We start from the raw sequence: 15,800 nt of genomic DNA on the forward strand, positions 1-15,800 counted from the left end.
GATCGTCGCGCCGGCATTGCGCTTCAGCTCGCGCGAGACGGTCGACGGCTGGCGATCCAGAGTTGCAGCGATTTGCCGGATCGATTGCCCGGCTTCATGAAGCCGGGCAATCGAACAGCGTTCCTCAAGCGATAGCTGGCGATAGGTCGACATGGCAGCACCTGTCTCAGGTGTTGCACTTCGTTTGTGAACTCAGGGGGGTCCACGGTTCGGCGAGCCTGTCGTTTCGAGGCTCTTTTCAACGCTTGCGGCACAGTGGACCCCGGAACAAGTCCGGGGTGACGGGGAAGTTCGTGGTTGACGTCGCGCGCCTCAGTGAATGAGGCCCCCACCTCACTTCATCAGCACCAGCTCCTCCGCCATCGTCGGGTGCAGCGCCACCGTGTCGTCAAACTGCGCCTTGGTCAGCCCCGCCTTGACCGCGATCGCCGCCGCCTGCAGGATCTCCGGCACGTCGGGGCCGATCATGTGCAGCCCGACGATCCGCCCGGTCTCGCCGTCGCACACCATCTTGTACAGCGCGCGCTCGTTGCGCCCGGCCAGCACGTTCTTCATCGGACGGAAATCGGACGAATAGACGCGGATCGAGCCCAGTTTCTGCTTCGCCTCGCTCTCGGTCATGCCGACGCCGGCCATCGGCGGGTGGCTGAACACCGCCGCGGGAATGTTGGTGTAATCGACCGTCGTCGGCTTGTCGCCATAGAAGGTGTCGGCGAACGCCTGGCCTTCGCGGATCGCCACCGGGGTCAGCTGGACGCGGTTGGTGACGTCGCCGACCGCAAAGATGCTCTCGACGCTGGAGCGATTCTGGTCGTCGACCACGACCGCGCCCTTTTCCAGCGTCACGCCGGCCTCCTCCAGCCCCAGCCCCTCGGTGTTGGGCACGCGGCCGGTCGCGAACATGACCATGTCGACCGTGACCGGTTCGTGGTTCGACATATGGACGGTCAGGCAACCGTCCTCGCCCTTGTCGAGCCGTTCGAAATTGGCGTCGAACTTGAACTCCAGCCCCTTCATCATGCTGATCTGCAGCAGCCGGTCGCGGATCGACAGGTCGTAGCCGCGCAGGATGTCCTGCGTGCGGTTCATGATCGTGACGTGCGAGCCGAGCTGATGGAAGATGCCGGCGAATTCGTTGGCGATATAGCCCGCGCCGGCGATCAGGATGCGCTTGGGCAGCGCGTCGAGGTGGAACGCCTCGTTGCTGGTGATGCCGTGCTCGGCGCCGGGGCAATCGGGCACCGCCGGATGCGCGCCGACCGCGATCAGGATGCGCGCCGCGGTCTTCTCGGTCCCGTCGGCGAGGCGCACGCTGTTCGGACCGGTGACGGTGGCGCGTTGGTGGATGATCTCGACGCCGTGGGTCTCCAGCGTCTGCGTATAGGCGCCGTTGATCCGGTCGACCTCTTCCAGCACGTTGTCGCGCAGCGTCTTCCAGTCGAAATCGCACTGGTCGGGCACCTGCCAGCCGAAGCGCTTGGCGTCCTTCAGGTCCTCGGCGAAATGCGCGCCGTAGATCAGCAGCTTCTTCGGCACGCAGCCGCGGATGACGCAGGCCCCGCCGACGCGATATTCCTCCGCGACGGCGACCTTCGCGCCATGCGCGGCGGCGACGCGGCTCGCCCGCGTGCCCCCCGACCCTGCGCCGATGACGAAGAGGTCGTAGTCGTAGTCGGCCATGGTATTTACTCCGGGGTCACGAGCGCCGACCGGAGGCCGAGGTGCTGGACAAAGGGGTCGAAATCGCGATCGCTGTATAACAGCGGAAGGCGGTCAAGGATGCAGCGCGTGGCGATCAGCGTGTCGATCGTCTTGCGAATGGTAATGCCGAGGTTGCGCAGGTGACGGTAATGGCGGGCGGCTTCGACGGCGACGCGGTGGTCGCTGATCTGGACGAGGTCGAATTCGGCAAGATACGCCTGCGCATCCCGATTAGCCCGGTCGCTGCGTGTGCCCTGCAGCACCTCGACCAGCATCAGGTCGCCGACGCCGATGTTCTGTTCCGCCAGGATCAACGCTTCCAGCGCCTCGGTTTGCAGCGTGCGGCGGTGCGCCAGCTTGTCGATCCAGACGCTGCTGTCGACCAGGATCATTCCTGATCCGGAGAATATTTGCTCGTCCGCATGTCGTCGAGATCGCCGTCCCAGCCCAGCCCCTCCAAGCCGCGCAGAGCCGCGAGTTGCCGCCGTGCACGGATCGTCCGCCGCAACGACTCGATGACCGTATCGCGCTTGGTCGTCGTGCCAAGCGCCTGCATCGCCTCGTTGAGCAAGCCTTCATCGATGTCGATATTGGTCCGCATGTGTAAGCTCCGCCGGTTCCTTACACATAATTGGTCGTAGCCCGTGATGCAACGTTACCGGCCACCCGCGCGCCGCATAGGCATCGCATCGATCGTCTCGGCCAGCACCCCGGGCGCGATCGGTTTGGCGGAGCGTAGTTTCTCGCCGCCGTCCTTGCCGATCAGGATCGCGACGAAGCGCCCCGCCGGCAGGCGATAGCGTTTGCGCAACGCCGCCGCGGTATCGTCGGCACCGCTCACTTGATCGCCGACGACCGTCACCACCGCCAGATCGCGCTCGCGCGCCGATTTGTCCCAGCCCGCCAGCGCCTTGCGTTGCGCCGCCAGCCCCGGATCGTCGTCACGCGCCGCCGCCAGCAGCAACACGCGCCGCTCCCATCGCATCGCGGCGATCGTGGTGGGAGCCGGCGCGAGCGCCGCGGCGAGCAGGAACGGGATCATCGTGCCCCAACGCACGACGATCCCATCGGTGGCGTCACTCCAGCCCGGCGCGCCGGATCAGATCCTCGGTCGACGGATCGAACGACTGCCCGCCCTGGTCCGCCGCCTTGGCCATCTCCTTGCCCAGCTCGACCCCGAACTGGTCGAACGAGTTGATCCCGAGCAGCACGCCGTTCACGAACACGCGATGCTCGTAGAAGGCGATCAGCGCGCCCAGCGTGCGCGGGTCGAGCACGTCGAGCAGCAGCGTCGACGACGGCCGGTCGCCGCTGTACGAGCGCGCGGGGTCCTCGACCTGCTTGCCCTTCATCAGCGCTGCCCCTTGCGCGAAGGCGTTGAGCAGCAGCTGGCGATGGTGATCCTCGGCCAAAGTATCGCCCGGCTCGATCACCGCGATGAACTCGACCGGGACCAGATGCGTGCCCTGATGCAGCAGCTGGAACACCGCATGCTGCGCATCGGTGCCGACCCCGCCCCAGGTGATCGCCGCGGTCGGCCGCCCGACCGGCGTACCGTCCACCTTCACGCCCTTGCCGTTCGATTCCATCTCGAGCTGCTGGAGATAGCTCGGCAGCAGTCGCAGCCGCTCGTCATAGGCGAAGGGCGCGCGCGTCTCGGCATGGCGAACCTGCGTGTAATAGAGGTCGGCGAACGCCGCGAGCGCCGGCGCATTCTCGTGCAGCGCGGTGAGCCGGAAATGCCGGTCCATCTCGGCGGCACCTTCGAGCAGTTCCTCGAACGCGCCCCAGCCCAGACCGATCGCCGCCGGCAAGCCGATCGACGACCACAAGGAATAACGCCCGCCGACGCCCTCGCCGAAGGGGAGGATGCGCGTCTCGTCGACGCCCCATTCCATCGCCTTGTCGGGCGCCGCGGTCAGCGCGATCACCTTGCCGTACGGGTCCTCGACATTATGCTCCTTCATCCACTGCAGCGCGGATTCGGCGTTGAGCATCGTTTCCTTGGTCGTGAAGGTCTTCGACGCGAGCACCAGCAGCGTCGCCGCCGGATCGAAATCCTTGATCGCATCCTCCAGCGCGACGCCGTCGACGTTGGAGACGATCGCGACGTCGTAGCGCGCATCCTCGCGCCCCAGCGCATCGACCAGCAGGTGCGGCCCCAGCGCCGACCCGCCGATGCCGATGTGGAGGACGTGGCGGATATCGCCCAGCGCGCCGCCTTCGATCGCATCGATCAGCGAGCGCATCCGCTCGTGCAGCTTGCGCGCGCGCGCGACGCTGTCGGCATTGCCCTCGCCGCGTTCGGCGGTGTGCTCGACCGGGCGGTCTTCGGTGACGTTGACGTGCGCGCCGCCGAACATCGCGTCGCGCTTGCCGGCGAGGTCCTGTGCCTTGGCGAGCGCCGCGAACGCCTCGATCGCCTCGCCGGTCAGATGCGTCTTCGACCAGTCGAAATGGATGCCCGCGACGTCGAGGCTGAGCTTGGACAAGCGCTCGCTGTCGGCGTCGAACAGCTCGACCAATTTTGGGGAGGGCAGGGCTTCGATGGCAGACCAGTCGCTCATGATGTTCCGTCCTTCGGGGAGGGGGATTCGTGACAGTCCCGTATCGATCCGGTCGGGGCGGGTGAAGCCCATAATCGGCGTTGCGGGAACGACTGGTGAGGACGCACGGGCGGCGCTAAGGCTCCCATCCTATGGCCGACACCCCTGCGACCCCCGCTCCCGCGACCGCCAAGCCGCCGCGCTCCGAAACCGGCGAGACGCTCCGCTTCCTCGTCAAGCTGGCGATCGCGGTGCTGATCCTGCGCAGCTTCATCTTCGCGCCGTTTTCGATTCCCTCCGAATCGATGCTGCCGCGGCTGCTGATCGGCGACTTCCTGTTCGTCACCAAGTGGAACTACGGCTATTCGCGCTGGTCGCTGCCCTATGGCTTCCCGCCGGTGCCGGGGCGCATCCTCGGCCGCGATCCGACGCGCGGCGACGTCGTCGTCTTCCGCTCGCCCGGCCCCGACGATCACGACGTCATCAAGCGCGTCATCGGCCTGCCCGGCGACACGATCCAGGTCCGCCGCGGTCAGGTGATCCTCAACGGCCGGCCCATCCCCAAGCAGCGCGTCGCCGATTTCGTGCTGCCGCTCACCGCCAATTTCGACGAGCAGAAATGCGGCGCGACCTTCGTCGATGTCGGTGCGGCCGGCCAGCCGATCTGCCGCTACCCGCGCTTCCGCGAGACGCTGCCGAACGGCAAGAGCTACATGGTGCTCGACCAGGCGGACATTCCGCAGGCGGACGACACCGGTCTCTACACCGTGCCCGCCGGCAACGTCTTCCTGATGGGCGACAACCGCGACGACAGCGCCGACAGCCGCTTCCCCGCGCCGATCGGCATGGGCTACATCCCGATGGAGCGCATCGAAGGGAAGGCGGTCGTCACCTTCTTCTCCACCGACGGCAATTACCATTGGTACAATCCGGTCAGCTGGTTCTCCGCGGCGCGGCCGAACCGGGTGGGAGAGGGCTTCTGAGCGCCGACCTTCCCGGCTGGCTCGCCGCAACCTTCGGCCGCGCGCCCGCCGATCTCGCGCCCTACGAACGCGCGCTGACCCACGGCAGCCAGGCGGCGGAAAACTACGAGCGGCTCGAATTCCTCGGCGACCGCGTCCTCGGCCTCGTCATGGCCGAATGGCTGTGGGAGCTGTTCCCCAGGGAACCCGAGGGCCAATTGTCGAAACGCCTCAACGCGCTGGTCACCGGCGCGGTCTGCGCCGACGTCGCCCGCGCATTGGGCGTCCGCGCGCACCTGCGCCTCGGCAAACAGGCGCGCGACGACGGCGCCTACGACAGCGACAACATCCTCGGCGATGTGATGGAGGCACTGATCGGCGCCTGGTATCGCGAAGCCGGCCTCGACGGCGCGCGCGCCTTCGTGCGGCAGGCCTGGGGCGCCCGCGTCCAGCGCGGCGACAAGGCACCGCAGCATCCCAAGTCGGCGCTGCAGGAATGGGCCGCCGCGGCGAACCGCCGCACGCCGGAGTATGTCGTGGTCGACCGCTCCGGCCCGCACCACGCGCCGAGGTTCAAGGTGCAGGTGAAGATCGGCACCTTCGCCGACGCGACGGCGGAGGGTGCGAACAAGCAGGAGGCGGAGACGGCAGCGGCCAAGGCGCTGCTGGCGAAGTTGAACGGATGAGTGTCGTGGATGCGCCTCTTCTTCTTCCGTTCGCCCTGAGCCTGTCGAAGGGCACGTTCCCGCAAGCAAAACGCTGATGGCATTCTGGGCCTACATCCTCCGCTGCGAAGACGGTAGCTATTACACGGGCCACACCGACAATCTCGACGCCCGCATCGGCGCGCACCAGAGCGGCGCATACAAGGGCTACACGCCCGAACGGCGGCCGGTCGTGCTGGTCTGGGCGCAGGACTTCCCCTCCCGTTTGGAAGCCCTCGAAGCCGAACGCCGGATCAAAGGCTGGTCCCGCGCCAAGAAGGAAGCGCTGATCCGCTCAGACTGGCAAACGCTGACCCGACTCGCGCGCAATCGCCAGGCGGAGAGCAGCCCTTCGACAGGCTCAGGGCGAACGGAAGAAGAAACGGAAGAAGAGGGGGCGAACACCTCACCCACTCCCGTTCGGGCGGGGCCTGTCGAAGCCCACCTCGCCGCGAGCGAAGCGCCGACGGATCGATCCCTAACACCCACCCCCGTTCGCGCTGAGCCTGTCGAAGCGCACGCGTCCACCAGCACCGAACCCGCGTTCGCAACCCCAGACACCCCCATCCCGGACCCCAATCCATGACCCAGACCCAGTATTGCGGCCTCGTCGCCGTCGTCGGCGCCCCCAACGCGGGCAAGTCGACGCTCGTCAACGCGCTCGTCGGCCAGAAGGTCGCGATCGTCTCGCCCAAGGCGCAGACCACGCGTACCAAGCTCCTCGGCGTCGCGATCCAGGACGCGGCTCAGATCCTGCTCGTCGACACCCCCGGCATCTTCGAACCGCAGCGCCGGCTCGACCGCGCGATGGTCGCCGCCGCCTGGACCGGCACCGAGGGCGCCGACCTCATCGCGCTCGTCGTCGACGGCAAGGGCGGCATCGGGTCGAAGGTCACCGCCATCGCCGAAGCGCTGAAGGACCGGCCCGAACCCAAGATCCTGATCCTCAACAAGGTCGACGTCGCCGACAAGCCGAAGCTGCTGCTCCACGCGGAAAGGCTCAACGCGCTGATGCACTTCGCGGACACCTGGTTCGTCTCGGCGCAGACCGGCGACGGCCTGCCCGAACTCAAATCCGCGCTCGCCGCGGCGATGCCCGCCGGGCCGTGGCATTACCCGGGGGACCAAGTCTCCGACGCCACCGAACGCGCGCTGGCATCCGAGGTGACGCGCGAACAGCTCTACCTCCAGCTGCACGCCGAACTCCCCTACGCCAGCACCGTCGAGACCGAGAAGTACAGCGAGCGCGAGGACGGATCGGTCGAGATCCACCAGCAGATCCTTGTCGAACGCCCGACGCAGCGCGCGATCATCCTCGGCAAGGGCGGCCAGCGCATCAGGGAAATCGGCGCCCGCGCGCGGACCGAACTGGCCGGCATCCTCGGCTCGCCCGTCCACCTCTACCTCCACGTCAAGGTCAAGCCCGGCTGGGACGAGGACCGCGACGTCTATCGCGACATCGGCCTCGACTGGGTGGAGTGAGGGCGGGCGCTCGGCGCGCCGAAGTGCCTCACGCGCGCCCAACATCCCCCGTCACCCCGGACTTGTTCCGGGGTCCACCGGGCCGCAGGCGTATCGCTCACCTACCAGGCCATTCGCCTCGCCGCAGAGTGGACCCCGGAACAAGTCCGGGGTGACGGCACGTTTGGGGGTGGCGTCCGCGCACCGCATCACCGATCCGCCAACACCGCCTCCACCCAGTCCGGCACCAGCTCCCCCGCCGGCCCCAACCGCGTCTCGGCGAAAAACCCGCTCCCCGCCGACCGTTCGAGGTTGAGCTCCAGCGTGTCCGCCCCATAGGCACCGGCCAGCTGCACGAACCCCGCGGCCGGATAGACCGCACCCGACGTCCCGATCGACACGAACAGATCGGCCTCCGCCAGCGTCGCCTCGATCCGCTCCATCGCGTACGGCATCTCGCCGAAGAACACGATGTCCGGCCGCAGCGCCGCCGCCCCGCACGCATCGCACTGTGTCCCCGGCGGCAGCGCCGCGTGCCATGCGCGCCGCACCCCGCACGCCGCGCACAAGGCAGACGTCAGCTCGCCATGCATATGCAGCAACCGCCGCGCGCCCGCACGCTCGTGCAGGTCGTCGACGTTCTGCGTCACGATCAGCAATTCGCCCGGCCACGCCCGATCGAGCCGTGCCAAGGCCAGATGCGCCGCATTCGGCTCCACCTCCCCCAGCGCCGCGCGCCGCAGGTCGTAGAAGCGATGCACCAGCACCGGATCGGCGGTCAGAGCCTGGGGCGTGCATACGTCCTCGAAGCGATGCCCCTCCCACAAACCGCCCGGCCCGCGAAAGGTGGCGATCCCCGATTCGGCCGAGACGCCGGCACCGGTCAGGACGACGATGTTGCGGATGCTGCTCATCCGTCCCGTCTACCGCCCTCGCGCATTCTGCAGAAGGGTATCGGCGCAATAGGAAGTGGGAGCGTGAAATCGCCGTAATATCAACGTGATACAGGCGCACGCTGTCCTAGGCCGCCGGCCTGTGCCACAGGAAGGAACATGACCGCCGCTCGCCCACCCGCCGACCCTCTTCTGCGTGACCTTTGTGACCTTTGGAGGCACGCATGACCGCGATCGGCATCTACGGCAGCAGCGGCCGGATGGGCCGCGCCATCGCCGACCAGATCGCGGCGGAGGGCGCAACGCTCGCCGGCGGCGTCGATGCCGGCGGCGATCCCACCGCGCTCGCGAGGGTCGCCGACGTGCTGGTCGACTTCTCGACCCCCGCCGCGCTGGAGGCGCATCTCGCCATCGCCCGCGCCGCGCGCACGCCGATCGTCATCGGCACCACCGGCCTGACCCAGGCACAGCATCAGGCGATCGACGCCGCCGCGACCGAGATCGCCGTGCTCCAGACCGGCAACACCTCATTGGGCGTCACCCTGCTCGCGCAATTGGTGCGCGAGGCGGCGGCGCGGCTTGGGCCCGACTGGGACATCGAGATCGTCGAGAGCCATCATCGCCACAAGGTCGACGCGCCCTCGGGCACCGCGATCCTGCTCGGCGAGGCGGCAGCGACGGGTCGGGGGACCACCCTGTCCGAACTGCGCGTCGACGGCCGCGCCGGCCTGACCGGCGCGCGGACGGAGGGGACGATCGGCATGGCGTCCTTGCGCGGCGGTTCGATCGTCGGCGACCACACCGTCATGTTCGCCAGCGAGGGCGAGCGGATCGAGCTGTCGCATCTGGCGCAGGACCGCTCGATCTTCGCGCGTGGCGCGGTGCGCGCGGCGCTGTGGATCGCCGGCCAGCCCGCCGGCCGCTACCGCATGGGCGACGTGCTCGGCCTGTGAGGGCGATGTTTTGAAGAAAGCCGACGTCTTCGAGTTCTACCGCCGGCTGGCGGAGGCGAACCCGCATCCGGAGACGGAGCTGGAATCGGGCAATCCGTACCAGCTGCTCGTCGCGGTGGTGCTGTCCGCGCAGGCGACCGACGCCGGTGTCAACAAGGCGACGCGCGCGCTGTTCGCCGCGGTGACGACCCCCGAACAGATGGTCGCGCTCGGTCTCGACGCCCTCAAGCAGCACATCCGCACGATCGGCCTGTTCAACACCAAGGCGAAGAACGTCATCGCGCTGTCGCAGGCGCTGATCGCCGACCACGGCAGCCAGGTCCCCGACGACCGCGCCGGGCTCGAACGCCTGCCCGGCGTCGGCCGCAAGACGGCGAACGTCGTCCTCAACGTCGCCTTCGGCGCGGAGACGTTCGCGGTCGACACGCACATCTTCCGCGTCGGCAACCGCACCGGCCTGGCGCGCGGCAAGACGCCGCTCGCGGTCGAGCTGAAGCTCGACAAGGCGACGCCGCAGCCGTTCCGCCCCCACGCGCACCATTGGCTGATCCTGCACGGCCGCTACGTGTGCAAGGCGCGGCGCCCCGAATGCTGGCGCTGCATCGTCGCCGATCTGTGCGCCTACAAACCCAAGACGCCGCCGCCCAAGGCCGCGCCAACGCCGCCATAAACCACTGGCGCCCCGCGGCCGCCTTTGCTAGGCGCGCTCTCCAGGCACCCGTAGCTCAGCTGGATAGAGCGCTGCCCTCCGAAGGCAGAGGCCACTGGTTCGAATCCAGTCGGGTGCACCAGCTTCTTCGACAGGACCGCAAGGCGCTGCATCGGCCACGTCGCTATCGGCGTGGGCGGCGATGTCCGGATGATCCGACGATGCTGGAAAAGAAAAAGGCGGGGCCGTAGCCCCGCCCTTATTTGGTGCAGTCGAACTGCTTGTTAACAGTTGGCCCGCGATCTCTGAGGCCCAAGCATCGCCGATGGCCGGACGACTGTCAAGCCGGTGCGACGCCAGGACTCCCGACCGAAATTGAGGCGGTTGACCTTTGCCTGTGCGGCAAGGAGGTTACGGTCATCGGGGAAGGGGTAGCAATGCGCAGACTGGGACTGGACATCGGCACCAACAGCATCGGCTGGTGTCTGATCGAGGACGACGTGCGGATCGTCGCGATCGGATCGCGGATCTTCAGCGACGGGCGCGATCCCAAGTCGGGCGCCTCGCTCGCGGTCGACCGGCGGGCGGCGCGCGCGATGCGACGGCGGCGCGATCGCTATCTGCGGCGGCGATCGGTCTTCCTCGAAAACCTGATCCGTTTCGGATTGATGCCTGCGGATGTCGACGAGGCGAAGCTGCTCGCCGAGCGCGATCCCTACGACCTGCGCGCCCGTGCGCTGCACGAACGGCTGGAGCCGGGCGAGATCGGCCGCGCGCTGTTCCACCTCAACCAGCGGCGCGGCTTCCAGTCGAACCGCAAGGCGGAGCGTGGCCAGAAGGACAGCGAGGACGGCAAGATCGCCAGCGGCGCCAGGGAGCTCGATCAGGCGATGGCGGAGGCGGGCGCCGACACGCTCGGCCAGTTCCTGGTCGGCCGCGCCGAGAAGCGCGTGCGGCTCAACGGCGAGAGTCAGTCCTACGACTTCTACCCGCAGCGCCGCCATATCGAATACGAGTTCGGCCGGATCTGGGAAGAGCAGGCGCGGTATCATCCTGCGCTGCTGACCGAGGAGGCGCGGGCGGCGCTGCACCGTATCCTGTTCTTCCAGCGGCCGCTCAAGACGCCCGACGTCGGCGTCTGCCTGTTCGCCGGTCGCGGCGGCGTGCCACCCACCGAGCGGCGGCTGCCCAAGGCGCATCCCTTGTTCCAGCAGCGGCGCCTGTACGAAGAGGTCAACCAGCTCGAGATCACTGCGCCGGGCGAGGCGCCGCGCAAGCTGACGCTCGAACAGCGGGACGAACTGCTTCTCGAACTGCGCGGCAAGCGCAAGGTGTCGTATGCGGCGCTCGGCAAGCGGCTGAAGCTGCAGCCCGGCGAGAGCTTCAACAAGGCGAGCGAGATCCGTACCGAGATGCTCGGCGACGAGGTGTATGCTGCGCTCGCCGCTAAAAAGTGTTTCGACAAGGCCTGGGCGCATCTGTCGTCGGAGCGGCAATGGGAGATCGCGTCGCGTCTGCTCGACGAGGAGGACCCGGACGCGCTCCACGCTTTCCTGACCGAAGATTGCGGGCTGGACGAGGATGCCGCGAGGGCGACCGCCAAGGCGGCGCTGCCCGACGGCCATGGCCGGCTCGGCGAAACCGCGACGCGGGCGATCCTCGCCGAGCTGAAGAAGGACGTCGTCACCTATAGCCAGGCGGTCGAGCGCGCCGGCTGGCATCACAGCGACGACCGCACCGGCGAGGTGCTCGACCGGCTGCCTTATTATGGCGAGCTGTTGTCGCGCGACATTCCGCCGGGGACATTCGATCCCGCCGATGCCGACGACGTCGAACGCTATTGGGGCAAGATCACCAACCCGACCGTCCACATTGGCCTGCGCCAGCTCGAGAAACTGGTGAATGCGATCATCGCCGTCCACGGCCGCCCCGACCAGATCGTCGTCGAACTGGCGCGCGAGCTGAAGCTCAACGACAAGGACAAGGACGAGCACAATCGCCGTATCCGCAAGGATACACAGGCGGCGATCGCCCGCGGCGTGAAGCTGGCGCAGGAGGGTATCCCGGATACCGGCGGCAACCGCGCATTGCTCAAATTGTGGGAGGAGTTGAACCCCGCCAACCCGCTCGACCGCCGCTGCCCCTATTGCGCCGAGCCGATCGGCATGCGCGCGCTGTTCTCCGGCGAGGCGGATATCGACCACATCATCCCCTATTCGCGCTCGCTCGACGACAGCGGCGGCAACAAGGTGGTGGCGCACCGCCATTGCAACCGCATCAAGGGCAATCGCACGCCCTATGAGCGCTGGGGGCACGACGAGGAGCGTTGGGACAAGATCGCGGGGCAAGTCGCGCGGCTGCACCGCTCGAAGCAGTGGCGGTTCGGCCCCGACGCGATGGCGCGGGTCGAGAAGGACGGCGGCTTTCTGGCGCGCCAGCTGACCGATACGCAATATCTGTCGCGGTTGGCGGGCAAATATCTGCGCAGCCTGTATCCGGCGAAGGAGGACGGCAGCGTCTATGTCATCCCTGGCCGGATGACTGCGATGTTGCGCCGGTTGTGGGGGCTCAACAGCCTGCTGCCCGACCACAATTATGTCGACAACGCGCATTCGAACGCGCCCAAGAACCGGCTCGACCACCGCCACCATGCGATCGACGCCGCGGTGATCGCGGTGACGACGCGCGGGCTGCTCCAGCAGATCGCGCGCACCGCGGGGCAGGCGGAGGACAAGCATCTCGACCGGTTGTTCGCCGACCTGCCGCAGCCGTGGGAGGGCTTTCGCGAACAGCTCGGCGAGGCGCTGTTCCGCGTCACCACCAGTCACAAGCCCGACCATGGCCGCAAGGGTCGGCCGTCGCGGGACCGCGACGTCACCGCCGGGCGGCTGCACAACGATACGGCGTACGGTTTCACCGGCGCGGTCGCGGCGGACGGCCGGACGCCGATCGTCGTCCATCGCGTCGGGCTCGCCAGCCTCAAGCCCGGCGATCTGACCAACCCGGAACGCATCCCCGATGCGGCATTGCGCGACGCTCTGTACGCCGCGACGCAGGGGCTGACTGGCAAGGACTATGACGCGGCGCTGCACCGTTTCGCGCAGACGCATCCGCAATTCGGCGGCATCCGGCGTGTGCGGGTGCGCGAGCCGCTCAACGTCATCCCGATCCGCGACAAGGCTGGCCGCGCCTACAAGGGGTATAAGGGCGACGCCAATGCGCGCTTCGACGTCTGGCGGCTGCCGGCCGGCAAGTGCGTCGCCGACATCGTCTCGATGTTCGATGCGCATGCACCGGCGGGCAAGGACCGCCGCCCGCATCCGGCGGCGAAGAAGGTGCTCAGCCTGCGCCAGAACGACATGCTGGCGATCGGCGAGGGGGCGGATCGCCGGTTCGTCCGCGTCGTCAAATTCTCGACCATCGGCACGATCGCGCTCGCCGAGGCGAACGAGGCGGGGCCGCTGAAGGCGCGCGACGCCGCACCCAACGACGCCGATCCGTTCAAGTACATCCTGTCGTCGGCGAACGGCCTGATGAAGCTGAAGGCACGTCAAGTGCGGATCGATCCGTTGGGGAGGATTCTCGACCCCGGCCCACGCTGACAAGCCGCCGATGCTTTCCTAGCCTGTCACCCGAAAGGGGCAGGGGGCATGGACCGGATCGTCGACATCGCGACCGATGGGCGCCACCTGTCGCTGTATCGCGGATTCCTGGTGGTGACCGCGGAGCGCGAGGAGGTGGGGCGGATCGCGCTCGACGACGTGCATGCGGTGATCGTCCATGCGCACGGCACGACCTGGAGCGCCAACCTGGTTGCGGCGCTCGCCGAACGCGGCGCGCCGGTCGTCTTCTGCGGATCGAACCATGCACCGGTCGCGGTGACGCTGCCGATCGAGGGCCATCATGCGCAGAACGCCCGCTTCCGCGCGCAATGGGACGCATCGAAGCCGCTCGCCAAGCAGCTGTGGCGGCGCGTCGTCTCGGCGAAGATCGTCATGCAGGGATCGCTGCTCGCCGCGCGCGGCGTCGCGGGGGCGGAAGCGTTCCCGATGATCGCGCGGCGGGTGAAGTCGGGCGATACCGACAATCTGGAGGCGCAGGCGGCGCGGCGCTACTGGCCGCTGCTGATGGGGCGCGAGTTTCGCCGCGATCGCGACAGCCCCGGCGCCAACGCGCTGCTCAACTATGGCTATGCGGTGATGCGTGCGACCGTCGCGCGGGCGGTGGTCGCGGCGGGGCTGCACCCGACGATCGGCATCAACCACGCCAACCGCGGCAACGCCTTCGCCCTCGCCGACGATCTGGTCGAGCCGTTCCGGCCGCTGGTCGACGCGCTCGTCGTCGCGATGGTGGCGCAGGGGATCGACACGCTCGATCCTGCGCTCAAGCGGCGTTTCGCACGGCTGATCGCGTTCGACCTGGCGATCGGGACCGAGATGTCGCCAGTGTCGCTCGCCGCGACCCGCCTCGCGCAATCGCTGGCGCGCGCGTTCGAGACGGGTCGGCCGTCGCTGACCGTCTTCGACCCGCCGACGCCGATCGAATGGAGCGCGCTCGCCCGGCTCGACGATCTGGAGGCCGCGGCGGCGTGAGCGACCTCCATCACCTGAGCGGATACCGGCTGATGTGGATCTTCGTGATGTTCGACCTGCCCGTCGGCACCAAGCCACAGGCGCGCGCCGCGACCAGGTTCCGCGAATTCCTGCTCGACGAGGGATTCGAGATGAGCCAGTTTTCGGTCTACGCGCGTTTCTGCAGCGGCAAGGAAAGCTTCGATTCGCACCTCGGCCGCATCGAGCGCAACCTGCCGGAGAAAGGCGACGTGCACATCCTCACCTTCACCGACCGGCAGTACGAGAACATCGTCCGCTTCTCGAGCCAGCGCCGCCAGCGGGTGCGCAAAAACCCCGACCAGCTGGCGATGTTCTGATTCGATGGCATGGAATGTGGCCACCGGATGCGAAGGTTTATCCTGCCTTGTGAGCAGGATACCCTCGCATCCGGTATAGCCGTTCAGAGATCGGGGGCCAACCGCAACTGGTCGGCGATCACGAAGCCGAGAAAGGTGGGGTATAGCCGTTCAGAGATCGGGGGCCAACCGCAACTTGGCGCGCAGCGTCTCGTCGGTCCACCCGGGTATAGCCGTTCAGAGATCGGGGGCCAACCGCAACGTCCCTGCCGAGAAGCCGTGGGGTCGCAAGGGTATAGCCGTTCAGAGATCGGGGGCCAACCGCAACAATCTCACCGCGTTGCGTTACGAATTGCGCGGTATAGCCGTTCAGAGATCGGGGGCCAACCGCAACGTCTGCGGCAGAGGAGCAGCAGATCACGGGGTATAGCCGTTCAGAGATCGGGGGCCAACCGCAACTCCTCCGGCTCTACGGTGCCATCGGTGTAGGGTATAGCCGTTCAGAGATCGGGGGCCAACCGCAACGCGCCGTAGATGCGCCAGCCGTCCTCTGGGGTATAGCCGTTCAGAGATCGGGGGCCAACCGCAACGCCCGACGCATGGGGGCGGGGGTTTGCCGTGGTATAGCCGTTCAGAGATCGGGGGCCAACCGCAACCAAATTGATGCGGGAGCGCGGGGAGCAATGGGTATAGCCGTTCAGAGATCGGGGGCCAACCGCAACTCGGAACCGGATGGCGAGCGGACTAGCTATGGTATAGCCGTTCAGAGATCGGGGGCCAACCGCAACACGCTGTACGATGACCTCTCCGATCCGATTGGTATAGCCGTTCAGAGATCGGGGGCCAACCGCAACGGCCGCGTCCGGTCGGCGATCAGCACCCGAGGTATAGCCGTTCAGAGATCGGGGGCCAACCGCAACCTGATCCAGCCACGACTGATAGGCGGACTTGGTATAGCCGTTCAGAGATCGGGGACCAACCGCAACAGCGACGCCGGTGTCCGACAAGATCACGTCGGTATA

General features: G+C 67.6%; 16 protein-coding genes, 1 tRNA gene and 1 CRISPR repeat array. Of the genes, 10 read left to right on the plus strand and 7 right to left on the minus strand.

What is annotated here, in order from left to right; all coding sequences use genetic code 11:
• From M9979_RS17480 to pgi, 6 genes are all read right to left on the minus strand, one after another.
• A partial coding sequence (locus M9979_RS17480; RefSeq protein WP_422922364.1) for a helix-turn-helix domain-containing protein occupies window positions 1–153 on the minus strand: 153 nt, incomplete at its 3' end.
• A 180-nt stretch (window positions 154–333) separates the two neighbouring features.
• The gene (gorA, locus tag M9979_RS17000) at window positions 334–1,680 is read right to left on the minus strand and encodes a glutathione-disulfide reductase (protein WP_254290660.1); all 1,347 of its coding nucleotides are present in this window, start codon (window positions 1,678–1,680) and stop codon (window positions 334–336) included.
• A gap of 5 nt (window positions 1,681–1,685) precedes the next feature.
• Window positions 1,686–2,093 carry a type II toxin-antitoxin system VapC family toxin gene (gene vapC, locus M9979_RS17005; protein ID WP_254290662.1) on the minus strand — a complete coding sequence of 136 codons (408 nt, stop codon included), beginning with the start codon at window positions 2,091–2,093 and terminating at the stop codon, window positions 1,686–1,688.
• Window positions 2,090–2,302: a type II toxin-antitoxin system VapB family antitoxin gene (locus M9979_RS17010; protein WP_254290664.1), complete on the minus strand. Its 213-nt coding sequence runs from the start codon at window positions 2,300–2,302 to the stop codon at window positions 2,090–2,092. Before M9979_RS17010 ends, vapC begins: the two co-directional genes overlap by 4 nt.
• Before the next feature lie 54 nt (window positions 2,303–2,356).
• Complete coding sequence (locus M9979_RS17015) at window positions 2,357–2,758, minus strand: DUF4174 domain-containing protein (protein ID WP_254290666.1); 402 nt, start codon at window positions 2,756–2,758, stop codon at window positions 2,357–2,359.
• Window positions 2,759–2,777: 19 nt separating this feature from the next.
• Window positions 2,778–4,268, minus strand: coding sequence for a glucose-6-phosphate isomerase (pgi, locus tag M9979_RS17020; protein WP_254290674.1), 1,491 nt, complete (start codon window positions 4,266–4,268; stop codon window positions 2,778–2,780).
• Between the two features lie 131 nt (window positions 4,269–4,399).
• Between pgi and lepB the strand changes: the two genes are divergently transcribed.
• From lepB to era, 4 genes are all read left to right on the plus strand, one after another.
• Complete coding sequence (lepB, locus tag M9979_RS17025) at window positions 4,400–5,230, plus strand: signal peptidase I (RefSeq protein WP_254290680.1); 831 nt, start codon at window positions 4,400–4,402, stop codon at window positions 5,228–5,230.
• On the plus strand, window positions 5,227–5,895 hold the full coding sequence (gene rnc, locus M9979_RS17030) for a ribonuclease III (protein WP_254290701.1): 669 nt from the start codon (window positions 5,227–5,229) through the stop codon (window positions 5,893–5,895). Before lepB ends, rnc begins: the two co-directional genes overlap by 4 nt.
• A 76-nt stretch (window positions 5,896–5,971) precedes the next feature.
• Complete coding sequence (locus tag M9979_RS17035) at window positions 5,972–6,499, plus strand: GIY-YIG nuclease family protein (protein ID WP_254290682.1); 528 nt, start codon at window positions 5,972–5,974, stop codon at window positions 6,497–6,499.
• Window positions 6,496–7,395, plus strand: a complete 900-nt coding sequence (era, locus tag M9979_RS17040; protein ID WP_254290684.1) for a GTPase Era — start codon at window positions 6,496–6,498, stop codon at window positions 7,393–7,395. Before M9979_RS17035 ends, era begins: the two co-directional genes overlap by 4 nt.
• 188 nt (window positions 7,396–7,583) lie before the next feature.
• Here the strand turns inward: era and M9979_RS17045 are convergent, their stop codons facing one another.
• The gene (locus tag M9979_RS17045; protein ID WP_254290686.1) at window positions 7,584–8,288 is read right to left on the minus strand and encodes an NAD-dependent deacylase; all 705 of its coding nucleotides are present in this window, start codon (window positions 8,286–8,288) and stop codon (window positions 7,584–7,586) included.
• Between the two features lie 203 nt (window positions 8,289–8,491).
• Between M9979_RS17045 and dapB the strand changes: the two genes are divergently transcribed.
• The 6 genes from dapB to cas2 all read left to right on the plus strand — a co-directional run bounded on the left by dapB (window position 8,492) and on the right by cas2 (window position 14,799).
• A complete protein-coding gene (dapB, locus tag M9979_RS17050) occupies window positions 8,492–9,220 on the plus strand; it encodes a 4-hydroxy-tetrahydrodipicolinate reductase (RefSeq protein ID WP_254290693.1) in 729 nt (242 codons plus the stop codon).
• 10 nt (window positions 9,221–9,230) lie between these two features.
• Entirely contained in the window at window positions 9,231–9,890 is a 660-nt protein-coding gene (gene nth / locus M9979_RS17055; protein WP_254290695.1) for an endonuclease III, read from the plus strand.
• A gap of 44 nt (window positions 9,891–9,934) precedes the next feature.
• A tRNA-Arg gene (locus M9979_RS17060) sits at window positions 9,935–10,011 on the plus strand.
• A 295-nt stretch (window positions 10,012–10,306) separates the two neighbouring features.
• Window positions 10,307–13,471, plus strand: a complete 3,165-nt coding sequence (cas9, locus tag M9979_RS17065) for a type II CRISPR RNA-guided endonuclease Cas9 (RefSeq protein WP_254290698.1) — start codon at window positions 10,307–10,309, stop codon at window positions 13,469–13,471.
• A 48-nt stretch (window positions 13,472–13,519) separates the two neighbouring features.
• On the plus strand, window positions 13,520–14,461 hold the full coding sequence (cas1, locus tag M9979_RS17070) for a type II CRISPR-associated endonuclease Cas1 (RefSeq protein WP_254290699.1): 942 nt from the start codon (window positions 13,520–13,522) through the stop codon (window positions 14,459–14,461).
• Entirely contained in the window at window positions 14,458–14,799 is a 342-nt protein-coding gene (gene cas2, locus M9979_RS17075; RefSeq protein WP_254290700.1) for a CRISPR-associated endonuclease Cas2, read from the plus strand. The genes cas1 and cas2 overlap by 4 nt, the downstream gene beginning before the upstream one ends.
• Before the next feature lie 72 nt (window positions 14,800–14,871).
• A CRISPR array of direct repeats spans window positions 14,872–15,764; the repeat unit is 36 nt; unit sequence GGTATAGCCGTTCAGAGATCGGGGGCCAACCGCAAC.
• Window positions 15,765–15,800 lie beyond the last annotated feature (36 nt).

Source organism: Sphingomonas liriopis (assembly GCF_024211255.1).
GTDB lineage: Bacteria > Pseudomonadota > Alphaproteobacteria > Sphingomonadales > Sphingomonadaceae > Sphingomonas > Sphingomonas liriopis.

Coding starts and splice junctions, on each gene's coding strand:
- gorA (WP_254290660.1), bottom strand. CDS start 1,680: ATGGCCGACTACGACTACGACCTCTTCGTCATCGGCGCAGGGTCGGGG.
- vapC (WP_254290662.1), bottom strand. CDS start 2,093: ATGATCCTGGTCGACAGCAGCGTCTGGATCGACAAGCTGGCGCACCGC.
- M9979_RS17010 (WP_254290664.1), bottom strand. CDS start 2,302: ATGCGGACCAATATCGACATCGATGAAGGCTTGCTCAACGAGGCGATG.
- pgi (WP_254290674.1), bottom strand. CDS start 4,268: ATGAGCGACTGGTCTGCCATCGAAGCCCTGCCCTCCCCAAAATTGGTC.
- lepB (WP_254290680.1), top strand. CDS start 4,400: ATGGCCGACACCCCTGCGACCCCCGCTCCCGCGACCGCCAAGCCGCCG.
- M9979_RS17035 (WP_254290682.1), top strand. CDS start 5,972: ATGGCATTCTGGGCCTACATCCTCCGCTGCGAAGACGGTAGCTATTAC.
- era (WP_254290684.1), top strand. CDS start 6,496: ATGACCCAGACCCAGTATTGCGGCCTCGTCGCCGTCGTCGGCGCCCCC.
- M9979_RS17045 (WP_254290686.1), bottom strand. CDS start 8,288: ATGAGCAGCATCCGCAACATCGTCGTCCTGACCGGTGCCGGCGTCTCG.
- dapB (WP_254290693.1), top strand. CDS start 8,492: ATGACCGCGATCGGCATCTACGGCAGCAGCGGCCGGATGGGCCGCGCC.
- cas9 (WP_254290698.1), top strand. CDS start 10,307: ATGCGCAGACTGGGACTGGACATCGGCACCAACAGCATCGGCTGGTGT.
- cas1 (WP_254290699.1), top strand. CDS start 13,520: ATGGACCGGATCGTCGACATCGCGACCGATGGGCGCCACCTGTCGCTG.